At 68.1% G+C, this 23,012-nt stretch carries 17 protein-coding genes, 3 rRNA genes and 1 pseudogene; 7 read left to right on the forward strand and 14 right to left on the reverse strand.

Translation table 11 applies throughout. The annotated features are described in order from the left end of the window. Nucleotides 1-57: 57 nt before the first annotated feature. The 6 genes and pseudogenes from ACN9M0_RS07505 to ACN9M0_RS07530 all read right to left on the reverse strand — a co-directional run bounded on the left by ACN9M0_RS07505 (nucleotide 58) and on the right by ACN9M0_RS07530 (nucleotide 8,531). Nucleotides 58-816: a hypothetical protein gene (locus tag ACN9M0_RS07505; RefSeq protein WP_366040565.1), complete on the reverse strand. Its 759-nt coding sequence runs from the start codon at nucleotides 814-816 to the stop codon at nucleotides 58-60. A gap of 75 nt (nucleotides 817-891) precedes the next feature. Then, a pseudogene (locus tag ACN9M0_RS07510) lies at nucleotides 892-1,968 on the reverse strand (hypothetical protein); the annotation flags it as partial. Between the two features lie 243 nt (nucleotides 1,969-2,211). Beyond that, nucleotides 2,212-2,328, reverse strand: a 5S ribosomal RNA gene (gene rrf / locus ACN9M0_RS07515). Between the two features lie 106 nt (nucleotides 2,329-2,434). Further along, nucleotides 2,435-5,554, reverse strand: a 23S ribosomal RNA gene (locus ACN9M0_RS07520). A 287-nt stretch (nucleotides 5,555-5,841) separates the two neighbouring features. Next, nucleotides 5,842-7,367, reverse strand: a 16S ribosomal RNA gene (locus ACN9M0_RS07525). Together the 16S, 23S and 5S rRNA genes form the textbook arrangement of a ribosomal RNA operon. A 501-nt stretch (nucleotides 7,368-7,868) precedes the next feature. Next, a complete protein-coding gene (locus ACN9M0_RS07530; protein ID WP_366040732.1) occupies nucleotides 7,869-8,531 on the reverse strand; it encodes a DNA-3-methyladenine glycosylase in 663 nt (220 codons plus the stop codon). 88 nt (nucleotides 8,532-8,619) lie between these two features. On the opposite strand from ACN9M0_RS07530, the gene ACN9M0_RS07535 reads away from it, so the two are divergent. From ACN9M0_RS07535 to ACN9M0_RS07545, 3 genes are all read left to right on the forward strand, one after another. Continuing rightward, nucleotides 8,620-9,402 (forward strand): sporulation protein, encoded by a 783-nt coding sequence (locus ACN9M0_RS07535; protein ID WP_366040733.1) that lies wholly within the window; start codon nucleotides 8,620-8,622, stop codon nucleotides 9,400-9,402. Nucleotides 9,403-9,446: 44 nt separating this feature from the next. After that, nucleotides 9,447-9,983, forward strand: coding sequence for a YbhB/YbcL family Raf kinase inhibitor-like protein (locus tag ACN9M0_RS07540; protein WP_366040735.1), 537 nt, complete (start codon nucleotides 9,447-9,449; stop codon nucleotides 9,981-9,983). 164 nt (nucleotides 9,984-10,147) lie between these two features. After that, entirely contained in the window at nucleotides 10,148-10,654 is a 507-nt protein-coding gene (locus ACN9M0_RS07545) for an HNH endonuclease (RefSeq protein ID WP_366040736.1), read from the forward strand. A gap of 71 nt (nucleotides 10,655-10,725) precedes the next feature. Here ACN9M0_RS07545 and ACN9M0_RS07550 read toward each other — a convergent pair whose 3' ends face one another. The 4 genes from ACN9M0_RS07550 to ACN9M0_RS07565 all read right to left on the reverse strand — a co-directional run bounded on the left by ACN9M0_RS07550 (nucleotide 10,726) and on the right by ACN9M0_RS07565 (nucleotide 13,926). Next, nucleotides 10,726-11,499, reverse strand: a complete 774-nt coding sequence (locus ACN9M0_RS07550; protein ID WP_366040737.1) for a sulfite exporter TauE/SafE family protein — start codon at nucleotides 11,497-11,499, stop codon at nucleotides 10,726-10,728. Between the two features lie 92 nt (nucleotides 11,500-11,591). Beyond that, a complete protein-coding gene (locus tag ACN9M0_RS07555; protein WP_366040738.1) occupies nucleotides 11,592-12,530 on the reverse strand; it encodes an SPFH domain-containing protein in 939 nt (312 codons plus the stop codon). Nucleotides 12,531-12,623: 93 nt separating this feature from the next. Continuing rightward, nucleotides 12,624-13,052, reverse strand: a complete 429-nt coding sequence (locus ACN9M0_RS07560; protein WP_426403327.1) for an NfeD family protein — start codon at nucleotides 13,050-13,052, stop codon at nucleotides 12,624-12,626. Between the two features lie 76 nt (nucleotides 13,053-13,128). Continuing rightward, nucleotides 13,129-13,926 carry an ABC transporter ATP-binding protein gene (locus tag ACN9M0_RS07565; RefSeq protein ID WP_366040740.1) on the reverse strand — a complete coding sequence of 266 codons (798 nt, stop codon included), beginning with the start codon at nucleotides 13,924-13,926 and terminating at the stop codon, nucleotides 13,129-13,131. A gap of 135 nt (nucleotides 13,927-14,061) precedes the next feature. Here ACN9M0_RS07565 and ACN9M0_RS07570 point away from each other — a divergent pair, with 135 nt between their 5' ends. Further along, nucleotides 14,062-14,853, forward strand: a complete 792-nt coding sequence (locus ACN9M0_RS07570; protein WP_366040741.1) for a hypothetical protein — start codon at nucleotides 14,062-14,064, stop codon at nucleotides 14,851-14,853. 115 nt (nucleotides 14,854-14,968) lie between these two features. On the opposite strand, the gene ACN9M0_RS07575 is transcribed toward ACN9M0_RS07570, so the two are convergent. The 3 genes from ACN9M0_RS07575 to ACN9M0_RS07585 form a co-directional block, all read right to left on the reverse strand. After that, nucleotides 14,969-15,214: a chaplin gene (locus ACN9M0_RS07575; RefSeq protein ID WP_366040742.1), complete on the reverse strand. Its 246-nt coding sequence runs from the start codon at nucleotides 15,212-15,214 to the stop codon at nucleotides 14,969-14,971. A gap of 153 nt (nucleotides 15,215-15,367) precedes the next feature. Next, a complete protein-coding gene (locus ACN9M0_RS07580; protein ID WP_366040743.1) occupies nucleotides 15,368-16,012 on the reverse strand; it encodes a response regulator transcription factor in 645 nt (214 codons plus the stop codon). Next, a complete protein-coding gene (locus ACN9M0_RS07585) occupies nucleotides 16,005-17,150 on the reverse strand; it encodes a GAF domain-containing sensor histidine kinase (protein ID WP_426403328.1) in 1,146 nt (381 codons plus the stop codon). Before ACN9M0_RS07585 ends, ACN9M0_RS07580 begins: the two co-directional genes overlap by 8 nt. Before the next feature lie 185 nt (nucleotides 17,151-17,335). Here ACN9M0_RS07585 and ACN9M0_RS07590 point away from each other — a divergent pair, with 185 nt between their 5' ends. From ACN9M0_RS07590 to ACN9M0_RS07600, 3 genes are all read left to right on the forward strand, one after another. Then, nucleotides 17,336-18,034 (forward strand): SDR family NAD(P)-dependent oxidoreductase, encoded by a 699-nt coding sequence (locus ACN9M0_RS07590; RefSeq protein ID WP_426403329.1) that lies wholly within the window; start codon nucleotides 17,336-17,338, stop codon nucleotides 18,032-18,034. Beyond that, nucleotides 18,031-19,209, forward strand: coding sequence for an S-adenosylmethionine:tRNA ribosyltransferase-isomerase (locus tag ACN9M0_RS07595; RefSeq protein WP_426403330.1), 1,179 nt, complete (start codon nucleotides 18,031-18,033; stop codon nucleotides 19,207-19,209). The genes ACN9M0_RS07590 and ACN9M0_RS07595 overlap by 4 nt, the downstream gene beginning before the upstream one ends. A gap of 288 nt (nucleotides 19,210-19,497) precedes the next feature. Further along, on the forward strand, nucleotides 19,498-20,274 hold the full coding sequence (locus ACN9M0_RS07600; RefSeq protein WP_366040748.1) for a transglycosylase SLT domain-containing protein: 777 nt from the start codon (nucleotides 19,498-19,500) through the stop codon (nucleotides 20,272-20,274). Nucleotides 20,275-20,348: 74 nt separating this feature from the next. On the opposite strand, the gene ACN9M0_RS07605 is transcribed toward ACN9M0_RS07600, so the two are convergent. Further along, entirely contained in the window at nucleotides 20,349-22,949 is a 2,601-nt protein-coding gene (locus ACN9M0_RS07605) for an FHA domain-containing protein (RefSeq protein ID WP_426403331.1), read from the reverse strand. Between the last annotated feature and the right edge of the window lie 63 nt (nucleotides 22,950-23,012).

The raw sequence follows: 23,012 nt of genomic DNA on the forward strand, positions 1-23,012 counted from the left end.
CGAAACGAAGAAGGGCGGCACCCAGCGGGTGCCGCCCTTCTTCGTTACTCGACCGGATCAGCCCTTGTCGGCGTCGCGGTCGTCCTCGTCATCCTCGTCGTCGTCCTCGTCGTCGACCTCGTCCTCGTCGATCTCGAGCTCGACATCGACGACGTCCGACGGCAGCGACTCCTCCGACTCCTCCTCGGACTCGTCCTCGTCGAACGCGTCGACGAACTCGACGCCGTCCATCTCGGCGAGCCGGTCGGAGGCGTCCGTGGCGCCGTCCTTGTCGGCCTCCAGGGCCTTGGCGAACCACTCCCGCGCCTCGCGCTCACGGCCGGCGGCGAGCAGCGCGTCGGCGTACGCGTAGCGCAGACGGGCGGTCCACGGGTGCACGGCGCTGGAGGCGAGCTCGGGGCTCTGCAGCGTCACGATGGCCGCGTCGAGCTGCTCCAGGTCCCGGCGGGCGCCGGCGGCGACGAGCCGCATCTCGACCTGCCCCGCCTTGTCCAGCTTCTGCACCTCGGGCTCACCGGCCATGGCGAGGGCCCGCTCGGGCCGGCCGAGGCCGCGCTCGCAGTCGGCCATGACGGGCCACAGCTCGACCCCGCCGCTCATCCGCCGCGCGGCCCGGAACTCGGCCAGCGCCTCGGAGTACTTCTGCGTCGCGTACGCGGCGAAGCCGGCCGCCTCGCGGACGGCGGCGACGCGGGACGCGAGCCGCAGGGCGACGCGGGAGTAGCCGTACGCCTTCTCCGGGTCCTCGTCGATCAGCTGGGCGACCATCACGAGGTTGCGCGAGACGTCCTCGGCGAGCCCCTTGGGCAGGCTCATGAGCTCCTGGCGCACGTCCGGGTCGATCTCCTCACCGGTGACCTCCGGCGGGATCGGCAGACGCTTGATGGGCGCGCGGTCGCCACGGTCCCGGTCGTCACGACGCCCGAAACCACCGCGGTCGTCGCGACCGCGGTACCCACCGCGGTCGCCGCCCCGGTCGCCGCGGTCGTCACGGCGGAAGCCGCCGCCACGGCTGTCGCCACCACGTTCGTCGCGGCGGAAGCCACCGCCACCACGGCTGTCGTCCCGACGGAACGACGAGGGACGCTCGTCACGACGGTCGTCCCGGCGGAAGCCACCACCGCGGGTGTCGCCGGCACGGTCGTCCCGCGAGGGGTACGACGGCCGGTCGTCCCGCGAGGGGTACGACGGCCGGTCGTCCCGACGGAACGACGACGGACGCTCGTCACGACGGTCATCGCGCCGGAAGCCACCACCGCGGGTGTCCCCACCGCGGGTGTCGCCACCACGGTCGTCACGACGGAACCCGCCGCCACGGTTGTCATCGCGGCGGAAGCCACCGCCGCGGTTGTCGCCACCACGGCCGTCGCCACCGCGGTCGTCACGGCGGAAACCACCACCGCGGTTGTCACCGCCACGGCTGTCGCCACCACGGTTGTCGTCACGGCGGAAACCACCACCGCGGTTGTCACCACCGCGGTCGTCGCGACGGAAGCCACCGCCACCACGGCTGTCGTCACGCGGGGGGTACGAGGGCCGGTCGTCCCGACGGAACGACGACGGACGCTCATCGCGTCGGTCGTCCCGGCGGAAGCCGCCACCGCGGTTGTCGTCACGCTGCCCGGAGGAGGGACGGTCGTCCCGACGGAACGACGACGGACGCTCATCGCGCCGGTCGTCACGGCGGAAGCCACCACCGCGGTTGTCGCCACCGCGGTCGTCGCGACGGAAGCCACCACCGCCACGGTTGTCACCACCGCGGTCATCACGACGGAAGCCGCCACCGCCGCGGTTGTCACCACCGCGGTTGTCGCCACGGTCGTCGCGACGGAAGCCGCCACTGCGGTTGTCACCGCCACGGCTGTCGCCACCACGGTTGTCGTCACGGCGGAAACCACCACCGCGGTTGTCGCCACCACGGTTGTCACCACCGCGGTTGTCGTCGCGACGGAAGCCGCCACCGCCACGGTTGTCGTCACGGCGCGGCCCACGGAAGCCGCCCCGGTCGCCACCGGCACCGTCCCTGCGACGCGGCTCGCGCTCCGGACGGTCGTCGGGAGAGTTGGTGGACATCGGTGTGACTCCTGTCTTCGGGTACTGCAGTCATTCTCGCGCAGCCGGCACTCGGCCGCGCATCGGAAAAGTCAAGCAAAAAAACAAAAGGACCCCTGGTCCCAGCGTGAACGCTGGGACCAGGGGTCCTGAAGAATTGTTCGGCGGTGTCCTACTCTCCCACAGGGTCCCCCCTGCAGTACCATCGGCGCTGAAAGGCTTAGCTTCCGGGTTCGGAATGTAACCGGGCGTTTCCCTAACGCTATGACCACCGAAACCCTATCGGTTTCGAGCGAACAAGCACACTCTGTAGTTGTGTTCTAGCTCAAGAAACCAGCAACTGTTCGTTGCTTCAGAACTAACACAGTGGACGCGAGCAACTGAGGACAAGCCCTCGGCCTATTAGTACCGGTCAGCTCCACCCATTACTGGGCTTCCACATCCGGCCTATCAACCCAGTCGTCTACTGGGAGCCTTACCCTCTCAAGGAGGTGGGAATACTCATCTCGAAGCAGGCTTCCCGCTTAGATGCTTTCAGCGGTTATCCCTCCCGAACGTAGCCAACCAGCCATGCCCTTGGCAGGACAACTGGCACACCAGAGGTTCGTCCGTCCCGGTCCTCTCGTACTAGGGACAGCCCTTCTCAATATTCCTGCGCGCGCAGCGGATAGGGACCGAACTGTCTCACGACGTTCTAAACCCAGCTCGCGTACCGCTTTAATGGGCGAACAGCCCAACCCTTGGGACCGACTCCAGCCCCAGGATGCGACGAGCCGACATCGAGGTGCCAAACCATCCCGTCGATATGGACTCTTGGGGAAGATCAGCCTGTTATCCCCGGGGTACCTTTTATCCGTTGAGCGACGGCGCTTCCACAAGCCACCGCCGGATCACTAGTCCCGACTTTCGTCCCTGCTCGACCCGTCGGTCTCACAGTCAAGCTCCCTTGTGCACTTACACTCAACACCTGATTGCCAACCAGGCTGAGGGAACCTTTGGGCGCCTCCGTTACCCTTTGGGAGGCAACCGCCCCAGTTAAACTACCCATCAGACACTGTCCCTGATCCGGATCACGGACCGAGGTTAGACATCCAGCACGACCAGAGTGGTATTTCAACGGCGACTCCACCATGACTGGCGTCACGGCTTCAAAGTCTCCCACCTATCCTACACAAGCCGAACCGAACACCAATATCAAACTGTAGTAAAGGTCCCGGGGTCTTTCCGTCCTGCTGCGCGAAACGAGCATCTTTACTCGTAGTGCAATTTCACCGGGCCTATGGTTGAGACAGTCGAGAAGTCGTTACGCCATTCGTGCAGGTCGGAACTTACCCGACAAGGAATTTCGCTACCTTAGGATGGTTATAGTTACCACCGCCGTTTACTGGCGCTTAAGTTCTCAGCTTCGCCACACCGAAATGTGACTAACCGGTCCCCTTAACGTTCCAGCACCGGGCAGGCGTCAGTCCGTATACATCGCCTTACGGCTTCGCACGGACCTGTGTTTTTAGTAAACAGTCGCTTCTCGCTGGTCTCTGCGGCCACCCCCAGCTCAGGAGGAAAACTCCATCACCAGACGTGGCCCCCCTTCTCCCGAAGTTACGGGGGCATTTTGCCGAGTTCCTTAACCATAGTTCACCCGAACGCCTCGGTATTCTCTACCTGACCACCTGAGTCGGTTTAGGGTACGGGCCGCCATGAAACTCGCTAGAGGCTTTTCTCGACAGCATAGGATCATCCACTTCACCACAATCGGCTCGGCATCAGGTCTCAGGCTTCATGTGTGACGGATTTGCCTATCACACGCCCTACACCCTTACCCCGGGACAACCACCGCCCGGGCTGGACTACCTTCCTGCGTCACCCCATCGCTTACCTACTACCACCTTGGGTCGACGGCTCCACCACTCCCCTTTGCCCGAAGGCTCCGGGGCGGCTTCACGGCCTTAGCATTAATGGGCTCGATATTGGGCGTTTCAAAGCGGGTACCGGAATATCAACCGGTTGTCCATCGACTACGCCTGTCGGCCTCGCCTTAGGTCCCGACTTACCCTGGGCAGATCAGCTTGACCCAGGAACCCTTAGTCAATCGGCGCACACGTTTCTCACGTGTGTATCGCTACTCATGCCTGCATTCTCACTCGTGAACCGTCCACAACTCGCTTCCGCGGCTGCTTCACCCGGCACACGACGCTCCCCTACCCATCACAGCACCCGTTGGGGCTATATGCTGCAATGACACGACTTCGGCGGTACGCTTGAGCCCCGCTACATTGTCGGCGCGGAATCACTTGACCAGTGAGCTATTACGCACTCTTTCAAGGGTGGCTGCTTCTAAGCCAACCTCCTGGTTGTCTCTGCGACTCCACATCCTTTCCCACTTAGCGTACGCTTAGGGGCCTTAGTCGATGCTCTGGGCTGTTTCCCTCTCGACCATGGAGCTTATCCCCCACAGTCTCACTGCCGTGCTCTCACTTACCGGCATTCGGAGTTTGGCTAAGGTCAGTAACCCGGTAGGGCCCATCGCCTATCCAGTGCTCTACCTCCGGCAAGAAACACACGACGCTGCACCTAAATGCATTTCGGGGAGAACCAGCTATCACGGAGTTTGATTGGCCTTTCACCCCTAACCACAGGTCATCCCCCAGGTTTTCAACCCTGGTGGGTTCGGTCCTCCACGAAGTCTTACCTCCGCTTCAACCTGCCCATGGCTAGATCACTCCGCTTCGGGTCTTGAGCGTGCTACTGAATCGCCCTATTCGGACTCGCTTTCGCTACGGCTTCCCCACACGGGTTAACCTCGCAACACACCGCAAACTCGCAGGCTCATTCTTCAAAAGGCACGCAGTCACGAGACATAGCAAGCTACGTCCGACGCTCCCACGGCTTGTAGGCACACGGTTTCAGGTACTATTTCACTCCGCTCCCGCGGTACTTTTCACCATTCCCTCACGGTACTATCCGCTATCGGTCACCAGGGAATATTTAGGCTTAGCGGGTGGTCCCGCCAGATTCACACGGGATTTCTCGGGCCCCGTGCTACTTGGGTGTCTCTCAAACGAGCCGTCAATGTTTCAGCTACGGGGGTCTTACCCTCTACGCCGGACCTTTCGCATGTCCTTCGCCTACATCAACGGTTTCTGACTCGTCTCACAGCCGGCAGACTGTGAAAGAGAGATCCCACAACCCCGCATGCGCAACCCCTGCCGGGTATCACACGCATACGGTTTGGCCTCATCCGGTTTCGCTCGCCACTACTCCCGGAATCACGGTTGTTTTCTCTTCCTGAGGGTACTGAGATGTTTCACTTCCCCTCGTTCCCTCCACATGCCCTATGTGTTCAGGCATGGGTGACAGCCCATGACGACTGCCGGGTTTCCCCATTCGGAAACCCCCGGATCAAAGCCTGGTTGACGGCTCCCCGGGGACTATCGTGGCCTCCCACGTCCTTCATCGGTTCCTGGTGCCAAGGCATCCACCGTGCGCCCTTAAAAACTTGGCCACAGATGCTCGCGTCCACTGTGTAGTTCTCAAACAACGACCAGCCACCCATCACCCTGATCCAAAGAATCAAGTTCACTGGGGCCGGCATCCTCGAAGGCATGACCATGACGGCCGTACCCTCAGACACCCAACAACGTGCCAAGCACGACCCCTCGGATCATCATCACGTTCCACGCCGAAGCAGTACTGGTGAAGTGAACCTTGCGATCGTGCCAACTAATCAACGTTCCACCCATGAGCTGACCGTGCAGAACATTTGCCTGCAATCGGTACTGTGCTCCTTAGAAAGGAGGTGATCCAGCCGCACCTTCCGGTACGGCTACCTTGTTACGACTTCGTCCCAATCGCCAGTCCCACCTTCGACAGCTCCCTCCCACAAGGGGTTGGGCCACCGGCTTCGGGTGTTACCGACTTTCGTGACGTGACGGGCGGTGTGTACAAGGCCCGGGAACGTATTCACCGCAGCAATGCTGATCTGCGATTACTAGCAACTCCGACTTCATGGGGTCGAGTTGCAGACCCCAATCCGAACTGAGACCGGCTTTTTGAGATTCGCTCCGCCTCACGGCATCGCAGCTCTTTGTACCGGCCATTGTAGCACGTGTGCAGCCCAAGACATAAGGGGCATGATGACTTGACGTCGTCCCCACCTTCCTCCGAGTTGACCCCGGCGGTCTCCTGTGAGTCCCCATCACCCCGAAGGGCATGCTGGCAACACAGGACAAGGGTTGCGCTCGTTGCGGGACTTAACCCAACATCTCACGACACGAGCTGACGACAGCCATGCACCACCTGTATACCGACCACAAGGGGGGCACTATCTCTAATGCTTTCCGGTATATGTCAAGCCTTGGTAAGGTTCTTCGCGTTGCGTCGAATTAAGCCACATGCTCCGCTGCTTGTGCGGGCCCCCGTCAATTCCTTTGAGTTTTAGCCTTGCGGCCGTACTCCCCAGGCGGGGAACTTAATGCGTTAGCTGCGGCACCGACGACGTGGAATGTCGCCAACACCTAGTTCCCAACGTTTACGGCGTGGACTACCAGGGTATCTAATCCTGTTCGCTCCCCACGCTTTCGCTCCTCAGCGTCAGTAATGGCCCAGAGATCCGCCTTCGCCACCGGTGTTCCTCCTGATATCTGCGCATTTCACCGCTACACCAGGAATTCCGATCTCCCCTACCACACTCTAGCCTGCCCGTATCGGATGCAGACCCGGGGTTAAGCCCCGGGCTTTCACACCCGACGTGACAAGCCGCCTACGAGCTCTTTACGCCCAATAATTCCGGACAACGCTTGCGCCCTACGTATTACCGCGGCTGCTGGCACGTAGTTAGCCGGCGCTTCTTCTGCAGGTACCGTCACTTTCGCTTCTTCCCTGCTGAAAGAGGTTTACAACCCGAAGGCCGTCATCCCTCACGCGGCGTCGCTGCATCAGGCTTTCGCCCATTGTGCAATATTCCCCACTGCTGCCTCCCGTAGGAGTCTGGGCCGTGTCTCAGTCCCAGTGTGGCCGGTCGCCCTCTCAGGCCGGCTACCCGTCGTCGCCTTGGTAGGCCATTACCCCACCAACAAGCTGATAGGCCGCGGGCTCATCCTTCACCGCCGGAGCTTTTAACCAGCCCCCATGCAGGAGCCGGTGTTATCCGGTATTAGACCCCGTTTCCAGGGCTTGTCCCAGAGTGAAGGGCAGATTGCCCACGTGTTACTCACCCGTTCGCCACTAATCCACCCCGAAGGGCTTCATCGTTCGACTTGCATGTGTTAAGCACGCCGCCAGCGTTCGTCCTGAGCCAGGATCAAACTCTCCGTGAATGTTTACCGGTAATCCGGTGAGACACTCGCGTTGAGCGGGACAGTCATGCCGGAATATGGCCGACCGTCCACAGCGTCCTCGCTGTAGTGTGCCACCCCGAGGGGTGGACTTTTTCAAAGGAACCTCGACCATCCGAAGATGGACGGGGTATCAACTAATCTGGCGTTGATTTTTGGCACGCTGTTGAGTTCTCAAGGTGCGGACGCTTCCTTCGTTCCTGTTTCCAGGCCCTCCGGGCGCTTCCTTCGTTTCCAACTCTACCAGATCCGTTTTCCGTTCCGTTTCCGGTTCGGAATTCGATTCCGGCGGCCTGTTGGCTGCCTTTCGCCTCTCGGCGTGTCCACTACGTTAGCTGATTTCTTCGGCGACTCATAATCGAGTCAATCGAATTCGAATTCCGGCATGCCGAAATAAGCCCCTGCTGGGGAGTCATCTCAAGTAGTGGGTGGCCGCTGCGGGGTGCTTGAACAAGCAGACCGTTTCCAGCGGCTCGGGCTACGTTACGAGGTCGGGCGGCCCGAGTCAAGGCGGCGCTTCCGGGGGGTGTGGGCGCGGTAGGGGCTGACCGTCGGGTCCTCGCTGATCCAGAAGCGCCAGGGGTGCGGGGCGCCGTCGCCGCCGACGCCCGTGCGGGGGCCGCTGCGGACGCGGTCCGGGGCCGGGGGCCGGCCGGTGAGGAGGGCGAGCGGGGCGTCCTGGCCCGCGCAGATGTCCGTGCCGTTCAGGGAGAGGGCGATGTCGAGGGCGGTGGCCAGGCGCGCCGGGCCCTTGGCCAGCTCGTGGTCGGAGCGGGCCGAGCGGCGGCGGGGGCGGGCCCGCTCGGCGCCCTCGATGAATTCACCCGCGCGCAGCAGGACACCACTCGCGTGGTCTTCTGGGCCGCACACCAGGTTGAGGCAGTGCCACATGCCGTAGGTGAAGTAGACGTACGCGTGGCCGGGCGGTCCGAACATGACCGCGTTGCGTGCCGTGCGGCCCCGGAAGGCGTGCGAGCCGGGGTCGATCGCGCCGGCGTACGCCTCCACCTCCGTGAGGCGCACTTCCATCCGGCCCTCGTCCGTGTTGCGGACGAGCGTGCGGCCCAGGAGGTCGGGGGCCACCTCCAGAACGGGGCGGTCGAAGAAGGCCCGCGGGAGCGGCGTACGGTCGGGGCTCTCGCTCATGCCGTCCGAGCGTAGTGGGGCCCGATGGGGAACCGGCTACGGTCGTCGCGCGTAAGTAGGGGTCAGGACCCGAGAAGGAGTGGAAGTCATGGGATTCAAGAAGCTGCTCGCGAGCCTGGGCGCTGGCGGGGCCACCGTGGAGACGGTGCTCACCGAGGAGAACGTCGTCCCGGGCGGGGTCGTCCAGGGCGAGGTGCGGATCCAGGGCGGCAGCGTCGACCAGCAGATCGAGGGGCTCTCCGTCGGGCTGCAGGCGCGCGTCGAGGTCGAGGGCGGCGACCAGGAGCACAAGCAGGACATCGAGTTCGTGAAGGTGCGCCTGGGCGGGGCCTTCGAGGTCAGGGCCGGCGCGGTGCACGTGGTGCCGTTCGGTCTGGAGATCCCGTGGGAGACGCCGGTCACCGCCGTGGCCGGGCAGCAGCTGCGCGGGATGAACATCGGGGTGACGACCGAGCTGGAGATCGCCCGGGCCGTGGACTCCGGTGACCTGGACCCGATCAACGTGCACCCGCTGCCGGCGCAGCAGGCGATCCTGGACGCCTTCCTCCAGCTGGGCTTCCGTTTCAAGAGCGCGGACATGGAGCGCGGGCACATCCGGGGGACGCGGCAGAAGCTGCCCTTCTACCAGGAGATCGAGTTCTTCGCGCCGCAGCAGTACCGGGGGCTGAACCAGGTCGAGGTCAGCTTCGTCGCGGACGACCGTGAGATGGACGTCGTGCTGGAGATGGACAAGAAGCCGGGTCTCTTCACCGAGGGCAGCGACTCCTTCCGCGCGTTCAAGGTGGGGCTGCACGACTTCCACACCACCGACTGGGCGGCGTATCTGAACCAGTGGCTCGCCGAGGTCGGCGGCCGTCGCAACTGGCTCTAGGCTCGGCTCCGTCAGCGTTGACGGACGATTCGGAGGTACTCGACGTGTCCGAGGGCAAGAGGGCGCCGCTCCCCCACGACTTCCATCCGCCGGTGGCGGCGTTCACCGTGGTGAGCGACGACATCGCGCCGGGCGGGGTCCTGAAGGACGCTCAGGTGTACGCGGCGGGGAACACCTCGCCGCAGCTGAGCTGGGAGGGCTTCCCGGCGGAGACGAGGAGTTTCGCCGTCACGTGCTTCGACCCGGACGCCCCGACGGGCAGCGGGTTCTGGCACTGGGTGCTGTTCGACATCCCGGTGTCGGTGACGGAGCTGCCGGCCGGTGCCGGGTCCGGGTCGTTCGAGGGGCTGCCGGCCGGTGCCGTGCACGCGCGGAACGACTACGGCTCGAAGGACTTCGGCGGCGCCGCTCCCCCGGCGGGGGAGTCGCACCGGTACGTCTTCACCGTGTACGCGGTGGACAAGGAGAAGCTCGGTCCGGACGCCGACACCTCGCCGGCGGCCGTCGGTTTCCATCTCCGGTTCCACACGCTCGGCCGTGCCCAGCTGGTCGGTGAGTACGCGGCTCCTGCGGCGGTCTGATCGTTCGTTTGTTGTTTGCCCGCTTCTGGTCTTGGAGAGATCAGAAGCGGGCATCTTTTGTTGCGCGGGAAATTGCGTTGTCCGACCCGGCCGGCCCGGCCATCGTTGATCCAAGCCCGAAGCCCCGTACGGGGGCTGGGGCCGGCACACGGGAGGTGGGCAACATGCGGGACACGCTGGTACTCAACGCGAGCTTCGAGCCGCTTTCGACGGTCACACTCAACCGTGCGGTGGTGCTCGTCCTGCAGGACAAGGCCGTCGTCGAGCAGGCCCATCCCGAGCTGAGGGTGCGCGGTGCCGCCGTCGACCTCCCGGTGCCCCGGGTGATCAGGCTCTGCCGTTACGTACGGGTGCCGTTCCGAAGACAGGCACCGTGGTCGAGGAGGGGGGTGCTGGTCCGGGACCAGCACCGGTGCGCGTACTGCGGGCGGCGGGCGACGACGGTCGACCACGTCGTGCCGCGGGCGCAGGGTGGTGGGGACAGCTGGCTGAACACGGTCGCCTCCTGTGCCGAGGACAACCACCGCAAGGCCGACCGGACGCCGGAGCAGGCGGGGATGCCGCTGCTGCACCAGCCGTTCGAGCCGACCCCGGCGGACGCGATGCTGCTCGCGATGCGGGCGAGCGAGCGGTCGGAGCTTCCGGCGTGGCTGGCCGACTCGGCCGCGTAGACGCGTGATCCGCAGTCGTAGGGAAGGGCCCGTCTCCCCATGTGGGGAGACGGGCCCTTCCGTTGCCGTGGCTAGCCGAGGGTCAGCTGGAGGATGGCCACGATGCCGACCGCGATGATCACCCCGCGCAGGACGGTGGGGGGCAGCTTGCGGCCGACCTTGGCGCCGAGCTGGCCGCCGAGGGTGGAGCCGACGGCGATGAGCAGGACGGCCGTCCAGTCGAAGTCGGCGACGAAGAGGAAGAAGACGGCGGCGACTCCGTTGACCAGGGCGCCGAGGATGTTCTTGACGGCGTTGATGCGCTGCAGGTCGTCGTGGAGCAGCAGGCCCATGAGGGAGAGGTAGAGGACTCCCTGGGCGGCGCCGAAGTATCCGCCGTACATGCTGGCGAGGAAGAGGCCGCCGAGGAGGACGGGGCCGCCGTCGGGGTGGGCCTCGGTGCCGGTCTGTTCGCGGCGGCGCTTCACCGCGGCCGCGATGCGGGGCTGGAACAGGACCAGGACGAGCGCGAGGCCGATGAGGACGGGGACGATCGCGTCGAAGGCCTCGGACGGCAGTGCCAGGAGCAGGATCGCGCCGATGAGGCCGCCGAGGAGGGCGACGCCGCCGAGTCGCAGGATGCGGGCCTTCTGGCCCTTGAGTTCGCGGCGGTAGCCGATGGCCCCGCTGATGGAACCGGGGACGAGGCCGAGGGCGTTGGAGACGTTCGCGGTGATCGGGGGGAGTCCGGTCGCGAGGAGGACCGGGAAGGTGATCAGGGTTCCCGATCCGACGATGGTGTTGATGGTGCCGGCGCCGATACCGGCGGCGAAGACTGCCAGAGCTTCCCAGATGGACAACGCCATCTCCTTACATGGTCAGTGGCTCACCTCCCCGCCCCGAGGTCGTCGGGGTCGAGGGGCTCGCACCGATCATGCACGAGGGTTACGTGTACGCGTCAGTCAACCGGCGGTTCGTCTCGCCGTTCGGTCGATCCGCCCTTGACGTTGAACCCGGGGACTCCCCCGCTCCCGTTGCCCAGGGCCCCGGAGAGGCCCTTGAGGGCGTCGCCGATCTCGCTGGGGACGATCCAGAGCTTGTTGGCGTCGCCCTCGGCGATCTTCGGGAGCATCTGGAGGTACTGGTACGAGAGCAGCTTCTGGTCGGGGTCGCCGGCGTGGATGGCCTCGAAGACCGTACGCACGGCCTGGGCCTCGCCCTCGGCGCGCAGGGCCGCGGCCTTGGACTCGCCCTCGGCGCGCAGGATCGCGGACTGCTTCTCGCCCTCGGCGGTGAGGATCGCGGACTGGCGGGTGCCCTCGGCGGTGAGGATCGCGGCGCGCTTGTCGCGCTCGGCGCGCATCTGCTTCTCCATCGAGTCCTGGATGGAGGTCGGCGGCTCGATCGCCTTCAGCTCGACGCGGTTGACGCGGATCCCCCACTTGCCGGTGGCCTCGTCGAGGACTCCGCGCAGGGCCGCGTTGATCTCCTCGCGGGAGGTGAGGGTCCGCTCCAGGTCCATGCCGCCGATGATGTTGCGCAGGGTGGTGACGGTGAGCTGCTCGATGGCCTGGATGTAGCTGGCGACCTCGTAGGTCGCGGCGCGGGCGTCGGTCACCTGGTAGTAGATGACCGTGTCGATGTTGACGACCAGGTTGTCCTGGGTGATCACCGGCTGCGGCGGGAAGGGGACGACCTGCTCGCGGAGGTCGATCCGGTTGCGGATCGAGTCGATGAACGGGACGACGATGTTCAGTCCGGCGTTGAGTGTGCGGGTGTAGCGGCCGAAGCGCTCCACGATCGCCGCGCTCGCCTGCGGGATGACCTGGATCGTCTTGATCAGGGCGATGAAGACGAGCACCACCAGAATGATCAGGACGATGATGACTGCTGACATCGTGTTCCCCGTGCCCTTCGCTGCCGGTTGTCTGCCGGGTTGCTTTCGATGATCGAGTTTCCCAGACGGCGGAGCGTCATGGGCGAGGTTCGGTCACATGACCACCGCGGTCGCCCCGTCGATGTCCACGACGTCGACCTGTTCGCCCGGTTCGAAGCTCTGCCCGGTGTCGAGCGTGCGGGCGGACCAGACCTCGCCGGCGAGCTTGATGCGGCCTCCATTGCCGTCGACCCGTTCCAGGACGACGGCCTGACGGCCCTTCAGGGCGTCGACGCCGGTGGCGAGTCCGGGTCTGCCGTCGCGGTGGCGGGCGGCGATCGGGCGCACCACCGCGATGAGCGCCACGGAGACGACGACGAAGGCGAGCACCTGGGCGACGATGCCGAAGCCGAGCGCCGCGGTCACCGCCCCGGCGACCGCTCCGACGGAGAACATGCCGAACTCCGGCATCGCGGTCAGGACCAGCGGAATGCCGAGCCCCACCGCGCCGATCAGCCACCAGACCCACGCGTCGATGTCCACGTGGTCATGGTAGGGCGGTGGGGTCCGTCCGGGACAGGGCGCGGGCGGCTGTGCGGGGCGCCGGTGCCCCTGCCGGTCACTTCAGGGGCAGGCCGTGGGCGGTCCAGCGGTCGCCGACGCGCTCGACGACGAGCGGCAGGCCGAAGCAGTGGGAGAGGTTGCGGGAGGTGAGCTCGGTCTCCACGGGGCCGGCGGCGAGAACCTTGCCCTGACGGATCATCAGGACGTGGGTGAAGCCGGGCGCGATCTCCTCGACATGGTGGGTGACCATGATCATGGAGGGGGCGTACGGGTCGCGGGCGAGGCGGCCGAGACGGCGGACCAGGTCCTCGCGGCCGCCGAGGTCGAGACCGGCGGCGGGCTCGTCGAGGAGGAGGAGCTCGGGGTCGGTCATCATCGCGCGGGCGATCAGGGTGCGCTTGCGCTCGCCCTCGGAGAGGGTGCCGAACTTCCGGTCCAGGTAGTCGCTCATCCCGAGCCGGTCGAGGAAGGCCTTGGCGCGCTCCTCGTCGACCGGGTCGTAGTCCTCGTGCCAGGTGGCGGTCATGCCGTACGCGGCGGTGAGGACCGTCTCCAGGACGGTCTGGCGCTTGGGGAGCTTCTCCGCCATGGCGATGCCGGCCATGCCGATGCGGGGGCGGAGCTCGAAGACGTCCGTGCCGACGCCGCCGAGCTGCTCGCCCAGGATGCGGGCCTCGCCCTTGGTGGGGAAGAGGTAGCTGGAGGCGATGTTCAGAAGGGTGGTCTTGCCGGCGCCGTTGGGTCCGAGGATCACCCAGCGCTCGCCCTCCTTGACCGACCAGGAGACCTCGTCCACCAGAGCCCGTCCGTCGCGGACCACGGATACGTCCACCAGCTCCAGTACATCGCTCATGAGCGCGTTGTCTCCCCTTGCGGTCGAGTCTTGTCGTCGCCTTGCGCCGATGGGCGCGGCGTCCAGGGGAAAACCTACGTTATCGACGGAGCGGGCCGGTCCCTAGGGCTTCCCTTGAGTCCTTAGTCTGGGGGGATGCTTTCGGAACCACGCTCAGGACGCCTGGCCGCTTGGGGCAATGCCCTGCTGGCGGGGGCGGTGTCGCCGGACGAGGCGGCGATGGCGATTGTCGGGGAGGACGCGGTGCACCGCGTCGAGGGGCTGCCGGGTGAGGCGGGGCCGGTGGGGCTGACTCTGGCGCTGGGCCGGCTGCGGCGGCTCGGGGTGACCGGGTGGCGGGTGGCGCTGCCCGCGCCGGGGCATCCGCTGGGGCTGAGCGGGCCGCCGGACTTCAACGCGCGCGCGTTGGAGGCGGAGGAGGCGGCGGTGGGCTTCGGCGCGCCGTACGGTCTCGTGCCGGAGGTCTCCGAGGCGGGTCCGGCGGGTGACGTGCACGTGGAGGTGGTCTGGCACTGTCTCGCGGTGCGGGAGGCTCCGCCGGCGGACGTGCCGTCCCTCGGCGAGGCGGAGCGGGAGCTGGCGGAGGCGCTGCGGGACGCGACGGCGGTCCTGACCCGGCTCGACGTGGCGGCCTCGGGCCCGGCGGCGGACGTGGCGCGTGAGGCGTACCGGGCGCGGGCGGAGGTGGGGCGCGAGGTGCTGGCCCCGGGCTACCCGCCGCGCGCCGTGCGGGTCCTGGAGCTGGCGCAGCGGATCGGTCTGCTGGTGGACCTGGCGTACGACCACGGGCACGGGGGCGCGGTGAGCGCCTCGGAGATGGCGGCGCGGGGGGCGGCGCTGCGGCCGGTGGAGCGGGTGGCTCGGCGGGCGCAGGTCGCGGCGTACAACGCGTATGTGGAGGAGCGGGAGCGGGATCGGGGGTTCTGACGCGGGCCGCGTCGGTCTGGCCCTCGTCGGCCGGGGCCCCCTGTCCACACCTTGGCCGCAAGGCAAACCCCCGGCCCAGGGGGATCGTCCGGGCCGGGGGTTCGTTCGGGGGGCGTCAGCCGTTGTGGGCGCCGTTGCCGAAGGCCGGGTTGAGCAGGCCGATCACGTTGACCGTGTTGCCGGAGACGTTCACGGGGACGTGGACCGGGACCTGCACCAGGTTGCCGGAGGCGACGCCCGGCGAGTTGAGGGCCTTGCCCGTGGCCTCGGCGCCGCCGTGGGCGGAGGCGACACCCGCGCCGGCGGCGACGATGCCACCGGCGACCATGGTGAGGGCAGCGGCCTTCTTGAGGTTCTTCACTTGGTACATCCTCCTGGTCATCGCTGCGGCAGGTCCGCCGCAGCACGCCATGGAGAACTCCGTACCCCCCGTCCGGTTACGCCGAACGGGGGACATACACACGACGGTATGAAGGACTGAACGGTCGTGCGCCCGGCGCGCGAGGGGGGCGCGTCAGTTGGTGAGGCCGTGCCGTACCGCCCAGAGGGCCGCCTGGGTGCGGTCCGCGAGGTCGAGCTTCATCAGGATGTTCGAGACGTGCGTCTTGACCGTCTTCTCGGAGAGGACGAGGGCGCGGGCGATCTCCCGGTTGGACCGGCCGTCCGCGATCAGGCCGAGGACCTCCCGCTCCCGCTCCGTGAGGGTCGAGCCCCGCCCGCCGCCCCCGTGGGAGTCCTCCTGGGCGAGGAGCGCGCCGGCGACCTCGGGCTGGAGCAGGACGTGCCCCGCGTGGACGGAGCGGATCGCGCCGGCCAGCGCGTCGGGGTCGATGTCCTTGTAGACGTATCCGGAGGCTCCGGCGCGGAGCGCGGGGACGACCGTCCGCTGCTCGGTGAAGCTGGTGACGATCAGGACCCTGGCGGGGTTGGCGAGCTCGCGCAGCCGCTTGAGCGCCTCGATGCCGTCCGTACCCGGCATCTTCACGTCCATGAGGACCACGTCGGGGCGGAGCTCCTCGGCCCTGGCGACTCCCTCGGCGCCGTCGGAGGCCTCCCCCACGACCTCTATGTCGTCCTGCACCTCCAGGAAGGTGCGCAGGCCTCGGCGGACGACCTGGTGGTCGTCGACCAGGAGCACGCGGATGGGCTTGTCAGCCACCGGGGACCTCCATCTCGATCGTGGTGCCCTGGTCCGGGGCCGAGGTCACCGTGAGTCTGCCGCCGACGCCGCTCGCCCGGTCCCGCATGGAGACCAGGCCGAGGTGGCGGCCGGCGCGGCGGACCGTGCGCGGGTCGAAGCCCTTGCCGTCGTCGGTGACGGTGAGCCGCGCGCCCTGGCCGCTGCGGGTGAGGGAGACCGTGACGAGCTCCGCGTCCGCGTGCCGCAGGGCGTTGTGCAGGGCCTCCTGGGCGACCCGGAGCACGGCTTCCTCCTGGGCGGCCGGCAGGGCCCTGGTCCCCGGGCTCTCGAAGGTCACCTTGGCGGAGTGGGCGCGGTCCATGACCTGGATCTGGGTGCGGAGCGTGTGGACGAGGCCGTCCTCGTCGAGGGCGGCGGGCCTGAGCTCGACGACGGCGGCGCGCAGCTCGTCGGCGGCCTCGGCGGCGAGCGCGGCGACCTGCTGGAGCTCGCCCTTGGCGCGGGCCGGGTCGCGGTCGACGAGAGCGGCGGCGGCCTGGGCGGTCAGCCGGAGCGAGAACAACTTCTGGCTGACGGCGTCGTGCAGCTCGTGGGCGAGGCGGGAGCGCTCCTCGGCGATGGTGAGCTCGCGGCTGCGCTCGTACAGACGGGCGTTGGTGAGGGCGATGGCGGCGTGCTGGGCGAGGATCGAGAGGAGTTCCTCGTCCTCGGCGGTGAAGCCGCAGCCGCCGCCCTCCTTCGGGCAGCGCTTGTTGGCGAGGAAGAGGGCGCCGAGGATCTCGTCGCCGTCCCTGACGGGCAGTCCGAGGAAGTCGGACATCTCGGGGTGCGCGTCGGGCCAGCCCTCGAAGCGGGGGTCCTTGCGGACGTCGGCGAGCCGCTCGGGCTCGGCCCTGTGGAGCATCGAGGCGAGGATGCCGTGCTGGCGCGGCAGCGGGCCGATCGCCTTCCACTGCGCGTCGCTGACGCCGTCGACCACGAACTGGGCGAAGCCGCCGTGATCGTCGGGGACGCCCAGGGCCGCGTACTCGGCGTCGAGCAGCTCGCGGGCGGAGGCCACGATCGTCTTGAGGACGTCGCGGACCTCCAGATGGCGGCTCATCGCCAGGAGGGCGGTGCTCACGGCGGCGAGGCCGGAGCTGGGTCGATGGCTCATGTGTTCACCGTACCGGCGGGGTGTGACGGTGCGTATCCGTCTGTGGACGGCGGCGGACCAGGACCGGAGGCCTAGGTCGAAGTGCCCTCGGCGGTCGGGGCCCGGGGACGAGGCGGCGGGTGGGGGGACGGCCGGAGGGTGGAGCTGTCGGATTCCGTACGGCTGAGAACAAGGGGATGGGTGGCATGGCTGTCGCGATCGTGACGGGGGCGTCGAAGGGTCTGGGGCGGGCACTGGCCCACGCGCTGGCCGCGGAGGGCTGGGACCTCGTCCTGGACGCCCGGAAGGCGGGCGCACTGGAGGAGAGCGCGGAGGCGGCACGCGCCCGTGGCGCACGGGTGGTGACGGTGCCGGGGGACGTGACGGACCCGGGGCACCGGGCGGATCTGGTGGCGGCCGCGCGGGAGCTCGGCGGGCTCGACCTGCTGGTGAACAACGCCGCGATCCTGGGCGCCGAGCCGCTGGTACCGCTGGACCGCCACTCGCTGGACGGTTTCCGCGCGGCTCTGGAGGTCAACGTGGTGGCGCCGCTGGGGCTGCTGCAGGAGTCGCTCCCCCTGCTGCGGACGGCTCCGGCAGGTGCGGTGATCAACCTGAGTTCGGACGCGGCGACCGAGCCGTACCGGACGTGGGGCGCCTACGGGGCCACGAAGGCGGCCCTTGACCAGCTGTCGGCCGTGCTGGCCGTGGAGGAGCCGGAGCTGCGGGTCTGGTGGGTGGACCCGGGTGGCATGCGTACGGACATGCTGGCGGCGGCGGAGCCCGGCGAGGACCTGTCCGGCACGCCCACGCCGGCCGATGTCGCTCCCGTCTTCCTCCGGCTGCTCGACGAGCGCCCGGAGAGCGGCCGGTACGCGGTGCCGGCCCTCCTGGACGTGCGATGACTCCGGTGGCGGGGGTGCCGGCGGAGCTGTCCGCGCGGGTGCCGGCCGAGCAGCGGGGGCCCGGGCGGGGCCGGGACGACGTGCGGCTGCTCGTGTCGCGGGGCGAGGCGGTGTCGCACCACTCCTTCGGGGAGCTGCCCGCGCTGCTGCGGGCGGGGGACGTACTCGTCGTCAACACGTCCCTGACGCTCGCGGCGGCCGTGGACGGGCGGCTGGGCCCGGAGCCCGGCGGGGAGCGGGTGGTGGTGCACTTCTCGACCCGTGGGGACGACGGGCGGTGGGCCGTGGAGCTGCGGACGCCGGAGCCGTCGGGGAGTACGCGCCCGCGTGGAGGCGGTCCCCCGGCCGCGGTCGTACGGCTGCCCGGCGGGGCGCGGCTGGTGCTCGCGGAGCCGCTGGTGCCCGGGAGCGGGCGTCTGTGGTGGGCGCGCGTGGACGTGGACGTGCCGGGGCTGCTCGGGCGGTACGGGCGGCCGATCCGGTACGGGTACACGGAGCGGGACCAGCCCCTGTCGGCGTACAGGACGGTCTTCGCGCGCCCCTCCCCCGACGGGGCGGGCTCGGCGGAGATGCCGAGCGCGGGGAGGCCCTTCACGGCCCGGGTGGTCGCGGAGCTGATCGACCGGGGCGTGCGGATCGCTCCGCTCTCCCTTCATACGGGGGTGGCGTCGGCGGAGGTCCACGAGCCGCCGTACCCGGAGCGCTTCGAGGTCCCGGCGGCGACGGCGGCCCTCGTGAACGCGGGCCGCGCCGGGGGCGGCCGGGTGATCGCGGTGGGGACCACGGTGGTGCGGGCGCTGGAGTCGGCCGCGGTCGGGGCACCTCGGCGTACGGGGTCCGGCGCGACGGCCGGCCGCCCGGGAGGCCCCCCGGGGCCGAGCGATGGCGCGTCGGGAGAGGGGACGGCCGTCGGGGCCGGCGGGCGGGTGCGGGCCGTCGGGGGGTGGACCGATCTGGTGGTGACGCCGGCGCGCGGAGTGCGGGTGGTGGACGGGCTGCTCACCGGGCTGCACGAGCCGGAGGCCTCGCATCTGCTGATGCTGGAGGCGGTCGCCGGGCGGCCGGCGCTGCGGAGCGCGTACGCCGCCGCGGTGCGGGAGCGCTACCTCTGGCACGAGTTCGGCGACGTCCATCTCCTCCTCCCGGAGGAGGAGCCTCACCGTCCGCATTGCTGACGCAACGCCTGGTCAGCTTGTTACGTGCCCGATGTGAGGCCGCGCATAGGACGCACATCACTTACGAAGCCCCCTAGTGGATCCACGACGCCCGATTTGGGCGGAGGAAACGGGCCACAGGGGGCTTTATGTGGCCCGTGCACAAGCCCCTGATCCACTACCCGGGATCGTACGTCACACCTTTGCCACGGCATTTTGCTGCCGCTAAGAATTGCCCCCGTCGCCGCCGAGCAGGCGCAGCGCCGCCCCGGCCGAGCGACCCCCAGCGATTCGAAGAGGTAGTCCTGCATGTCTGCGAACACCCCTGGCCACTATCGTGGTCTGAAGAAGACCCACAAGGCCACGATCGCCGGCGTCGTCGCTCTGAGCGCCGCAGCCCTCACCTTCTCCCTCGTGCCCGGCAACGGCGGCACCGAGACCGAGCCGCAGGCTCTGGCCGGTACGCAGCAGGTCGCCTGGTCGTACGACGCGAACAGCCCGCAGGCCAAGGCGCTGGCCGCCAGCCTCGACAAGCAGCAGGACGCGATCAGCCTGAAGGCCAAGCAGGAGGCGGAGGCGAAGGCCAAGGCCGCCGCCAAGGCCAAGGCCGCCGCGAAGGCGAAGGCTGACGCGAAGGCCAAGGCCGCCGCCCAGGCCAAGGCCGCCGCGAAGGCGAAGGCCGAGGCGAAGGCCAAGGCCGCCGCGAAGAAGCGCGCCGCGGAGAAGGCGGCCGCGAGCCGTTCCGTCGCCCGCACCCCGGTCTTCGCGAACAACCTCGACGGCTGGATCCGCGAGGCGCTCTTCATCATGGACAAGCACGACATCCCGGGCACCTACAACGGCCTGCACCGGAACATCATGCGCGAGTCCAGCGGCAACCCGTACGCGATCAACAACTGGGACATCAACGCCATCAACGGCATCCCGTCCAAGGGCCTGCTCCAGGTGATCTACCCGACCTTCAAGACGTACCACGTCGCGGGCACCAAGTTCGACCAGTACGACCCGGTCGCCAACATCGTCGCCGCCGCCAACTACGCGGCCGACCGCTACGGCTCGATCGACAACGTCAACAGCGCGTACTGAGTCGCCTCGGACACGCCGAAGGGCGGCACCCCCGTGCGGGGTGCCGCCCTTCAGGGCTGCTGTCGGGGCAGCTGTTACTTGCGCATGACCTCGGGCTCGTGGCGGCGCAGCAGTCGTGCCACGAAGACGCAGCAGACCGTGGCCATGAGCAGCTGGATGCCGAGGTCGAGGCTCCACTGGCCGATCGTGTGCTCCCACAGCGGGTCGGTGTTCGTGGGGTCCTTGTGGTCCCACGGCGGCATCAGGTGGGCCAGGTCGAGCGTGGTGCCGGCGCCGGCGATGCCCCAGCGGGAGGGCATGAGCCAGGCGAACTGCTCCAGGCCGGGCGAGCCGTACACCTGGAACAGGATGCCGGTGAACACGACCTGGATGATCGCGAACATGACGAGCAGCGGCATGGTCTTCTCGGCGGTCTTCACCAGCGCGGAGATGACCAGGCCCACCATCATCGAGGTCAGGCCGAGTCCGATGACCTGGACGCAGAGCTCGACGGCCGGCGACATGAACAGGCCCTCTTCGGGCAGCTCACGCGTGGAGAAGCCGATGCCGCAGATGATCACGCCCTGGAAGGCGGTGATCACGCCGAGGACGATGACCTTGGACATGAGGTACGCGGAGCGGGACAGGCCGACGGCGCGCTCCCGCTCGTAGATGACCCGTTCCTTGATCAGCTCTCGGACGGAGTTGGCCGCGCCGGAGAAGCACATGCCGACCGCGAGGATCAGCATGATCGTGCCGGCGTCGCCGTTGAAGCGGGACGGCGGCTTGGGCCTGCCCAGGCCGAAGTCCGCCGGGATGACGACGGACACCGCGCCGAGGACGGCCGGCAGGATCACCATCAGGGCCATGAAGCCCTTGTCGGAGGCGATCACCGACACGTAGCGGCGGATCAGGGTCCACAGCTGGGAGCCCCAGCCCTGCGGCTTCGGCGGCCTGGCCATCGCCTGCGCCGGCATCTGGACGGGCTGCGCGGCGACGGCGTCGATGTCCGCGGCGTACATCTGGTAGTGCTGCGAGCCCTTCCAGCGGCCCGCCCAGTCGTAGTCGCGGTAGTTCTCGAAGGCCGAGAAGACGTCGGCCCAGGTGGAGTAGCCGAAGAAGTTCAGCGCCTCCTCCGGCGGGCCGAAGTACGCCACGGAGCCGCCGGGCGCCATGACGAGCAGCTTGTCGCAGAGGCCCAGCTCGGCCACCGAGTGGGTGACGACGAGGACCGTGCGGCCGTCGTCCGCGAGGCCGCGGAGCAGCTGCATGACATCGCGGTCCATGCCCGGGTCGAGGCCGGAGGTCGGCTCGTCCAGGAAGATCAGCGAGGGCTTGGTGAGGAGCTCCAGGGCGACGGAGACGCGCTTGCGCTGGCCACCGGAGAGGGAGGTGACCTTCTTCTCCTTGTGGATGTCGAGCTTGAGCTCGCGCAGCACCTCGTCGATGCGGGCCTCGCGCTCGGTCTCGGCGGTGTCGCCGGGGAAGCGGAGCTTGGCCGCGTAGCGCAGCGCCTTCTGGACGGTGAGCTCCTTGTGCAGGATGTCGTCCTGCGGGACCAGACCGATGCGCTGGCGCAGCTCGGCGAACTGCTTGTAGAGGCTGCGGTTGTCGTAGAGGACGTCGCCCTCGTTGGCCGGGCGGTAGCCGGTCAGCGCCTTGAGCAGGGTGGACTTGCCGGAGCCGGACGGGCCGATGACGCCGATCAGCGACTTCTCCGGGACGCCGAAGGTGACGTCCTTGAGGATCTGCTTGCCGCCCTCGACGGTGACCGTGAGGTGGCGGGCCGAGAAGGAGACCGAGCCGGTGTCGACGAACTCTTCCAGCTGGCCGCCGACGATGCGGAAGGTCGAGTGGCCGACGCCGACGATGTCCTGCGGGCCGAGGAGCGCCGTGCCGCCCTTGGCGATCGGCTGACCGTTGACGTACGTGCCGTTGTGCGAGCCGAGGTCGCGGATCTCGAAGCGGCCGTCGGGCGTCGCGTGGAACTCGGCGTGGAGCCGCGAGACCTGGAGGTCGGAGACGACCAGTTCGTTCTCGAGGGCACGGCCGATCCGCATGACGTGGCCGAGGGCCAGCTGGTGGAACGTCGTGGGGCTGCGGTCGGCGTAGGCCGACGACGCCCCCGCGGCGACACCGGGGTGCCCCTGCCCGGGCCCCTGCTGGTGCGGGGCCTGCTGGTGCGGGACCTGCTGGTGCGGGACCTGCGGATGGGCGGGCGGCTGCTGGGCCTGCTGCTGCCAGCCCTGCTGCTGCGGGGGCTGGTGCGGCGCCTGCTGCTGCGGCGGCGCCTGGTGCGTGGCCCAGTCGGCCTGGGCGGCGGGCGCGCCGGCGGCCTGGTGGGCGGGGGCCTGCTGGGCCGGAGCCTGCTGCTGAGGCGCGGCGGCCGCGCCTGCGGCGGCGAGGTTCAGCCGGGGGCCGTCGGTCGCGTTCCCCAGGTGGACGGCCGAACCGGGGCCGATCTCCACCTGGTGGATCCGCTGACCCTGCACGAAGGTGCCGTTCGTGGAGCCGTGGTCCTCGATGACCCAGCTCCGGCCTCCCCAGCTGATGGTGGCGTGCCGCCACGAGACCCTGGCGTCGTCGATCACCAGGTCACCCTGAGGGTCCCTGCCCAGGGTGTACGACCGGGACGCGTCGAGCGTCCAGGTCCTGCCGTTCAATTCCAGTACGAGTTCTGGCACTCCATGCCCCACTACTTGTCCCCCGATGTACCCCCGTCGTCGGGAGTCCAGGGATGGCGAATCATCCTGGGGAAC

The sequence above is a fragment of the Streptomyces sp. R-07 genome, from assembly GCF_049913175.1.
Classification (GTDB): Bacteria; Actinomycetota; Actinomycetes; order Streptomycetales; family Streptomycetaceae; genus Streptomyces.

What these genes read in the sequence shown, in the direction of transcription:
- ACN9M0_RS07535 (WP_366040733.1), top strand. Translation starts at nt 8,620, where the DNA reads ATGGGATTCAAGAAGCTGCTCGCGAGCCTGGGCGCTGGCGGGGCCACC.
- ACN9M0_RS07505 (WP_366040565.1), bottom strand. Translation starts at nt 816, where the DNA reads ATGAGCCTGCCCAAGGGGCTCGCCGAGGACGTCTCGCGCAACCTCGTG.
- ACN9M0_RS07565 (WP_366040740.1), bottom strand. Translation starts at nt 13,926, where the DNA reads ATGAGCGATGTACTGGAGCTGGTGGACGTATCCGTGGTCCGCGACGGA.
- ACN9M0_RS07530 (WP_366040732.1), bottom strand. Translation starts at nt 8,531, where the DNA reads ATGAGCGAGAGCCCCGACCGTACGCCGCTCCCGCGGGCCTTCTTCGAC.
- ACN9M0_RS07555 (WP_366040738.1), bottom strand. Translation starts at nt 12,530, where the DNA reads ATGTCAGCAGTCATCATCGTCCTGATCATTCTGGTGGTGCTCGTCTTC.
- ACN9M0_RS07600 (WP_366040748.1), top strand. Translation starts at nt 19,498, where the DNA reads ATGTCTGCGAACACCCCTGGCCACTATCGTGGTCTGAAGAAGACCCAC.
- ACN9M0_RS07585 (WP_426403328.1), bottom strand. Translation starts at nt 17,150, where the DNA reads ATGAGCCATCGACCCAGCTCCGGCCTCGCCGCCGTGAGCACCGCCCTC.
- ACN9M0_RS07595 (WP_426403330.1), top strand. Translation starts at nt 18,031, where the DNA reads ATGACTCCGGTGGCGGGGGTGCCGGCGGAGCTGTCCGCGCGGGTGCCG.
- ACN9M0_RS07590 (WP_426403329.1), top strand. Translation starts at nt 17,336, where the DNA reads ATGGCTGTCGCGATCGTGACGGGGGCGTCGAAGGGTCTGGGGCGGGCA.
- ACN9M0_RS07545 (WP_366040736.1), top strand. Translation starts at nt 10,148, where the DNA reads ATGCGGGACACGCTGGTACTCAACGCGAGCTTCGAGCCGCTTTCGACG.
- ACN9M0_RS07570 (WP_366040741.1), top strand. Translation starts at nt 14,062, where the DNA reads ATGCTTTCGGAACCACGCTCAGGACGCCTGGCCGCTTGGGGCAATGCC.
- ACN9M0_RS07550 (WP_366040737.1), bottom strand. Translation starts at nt 11,499, where the DNA reads ATGGCGTTGTCCATCTGGGAAGCTCTGGCAGTCTTCGCCGCCGGTATC.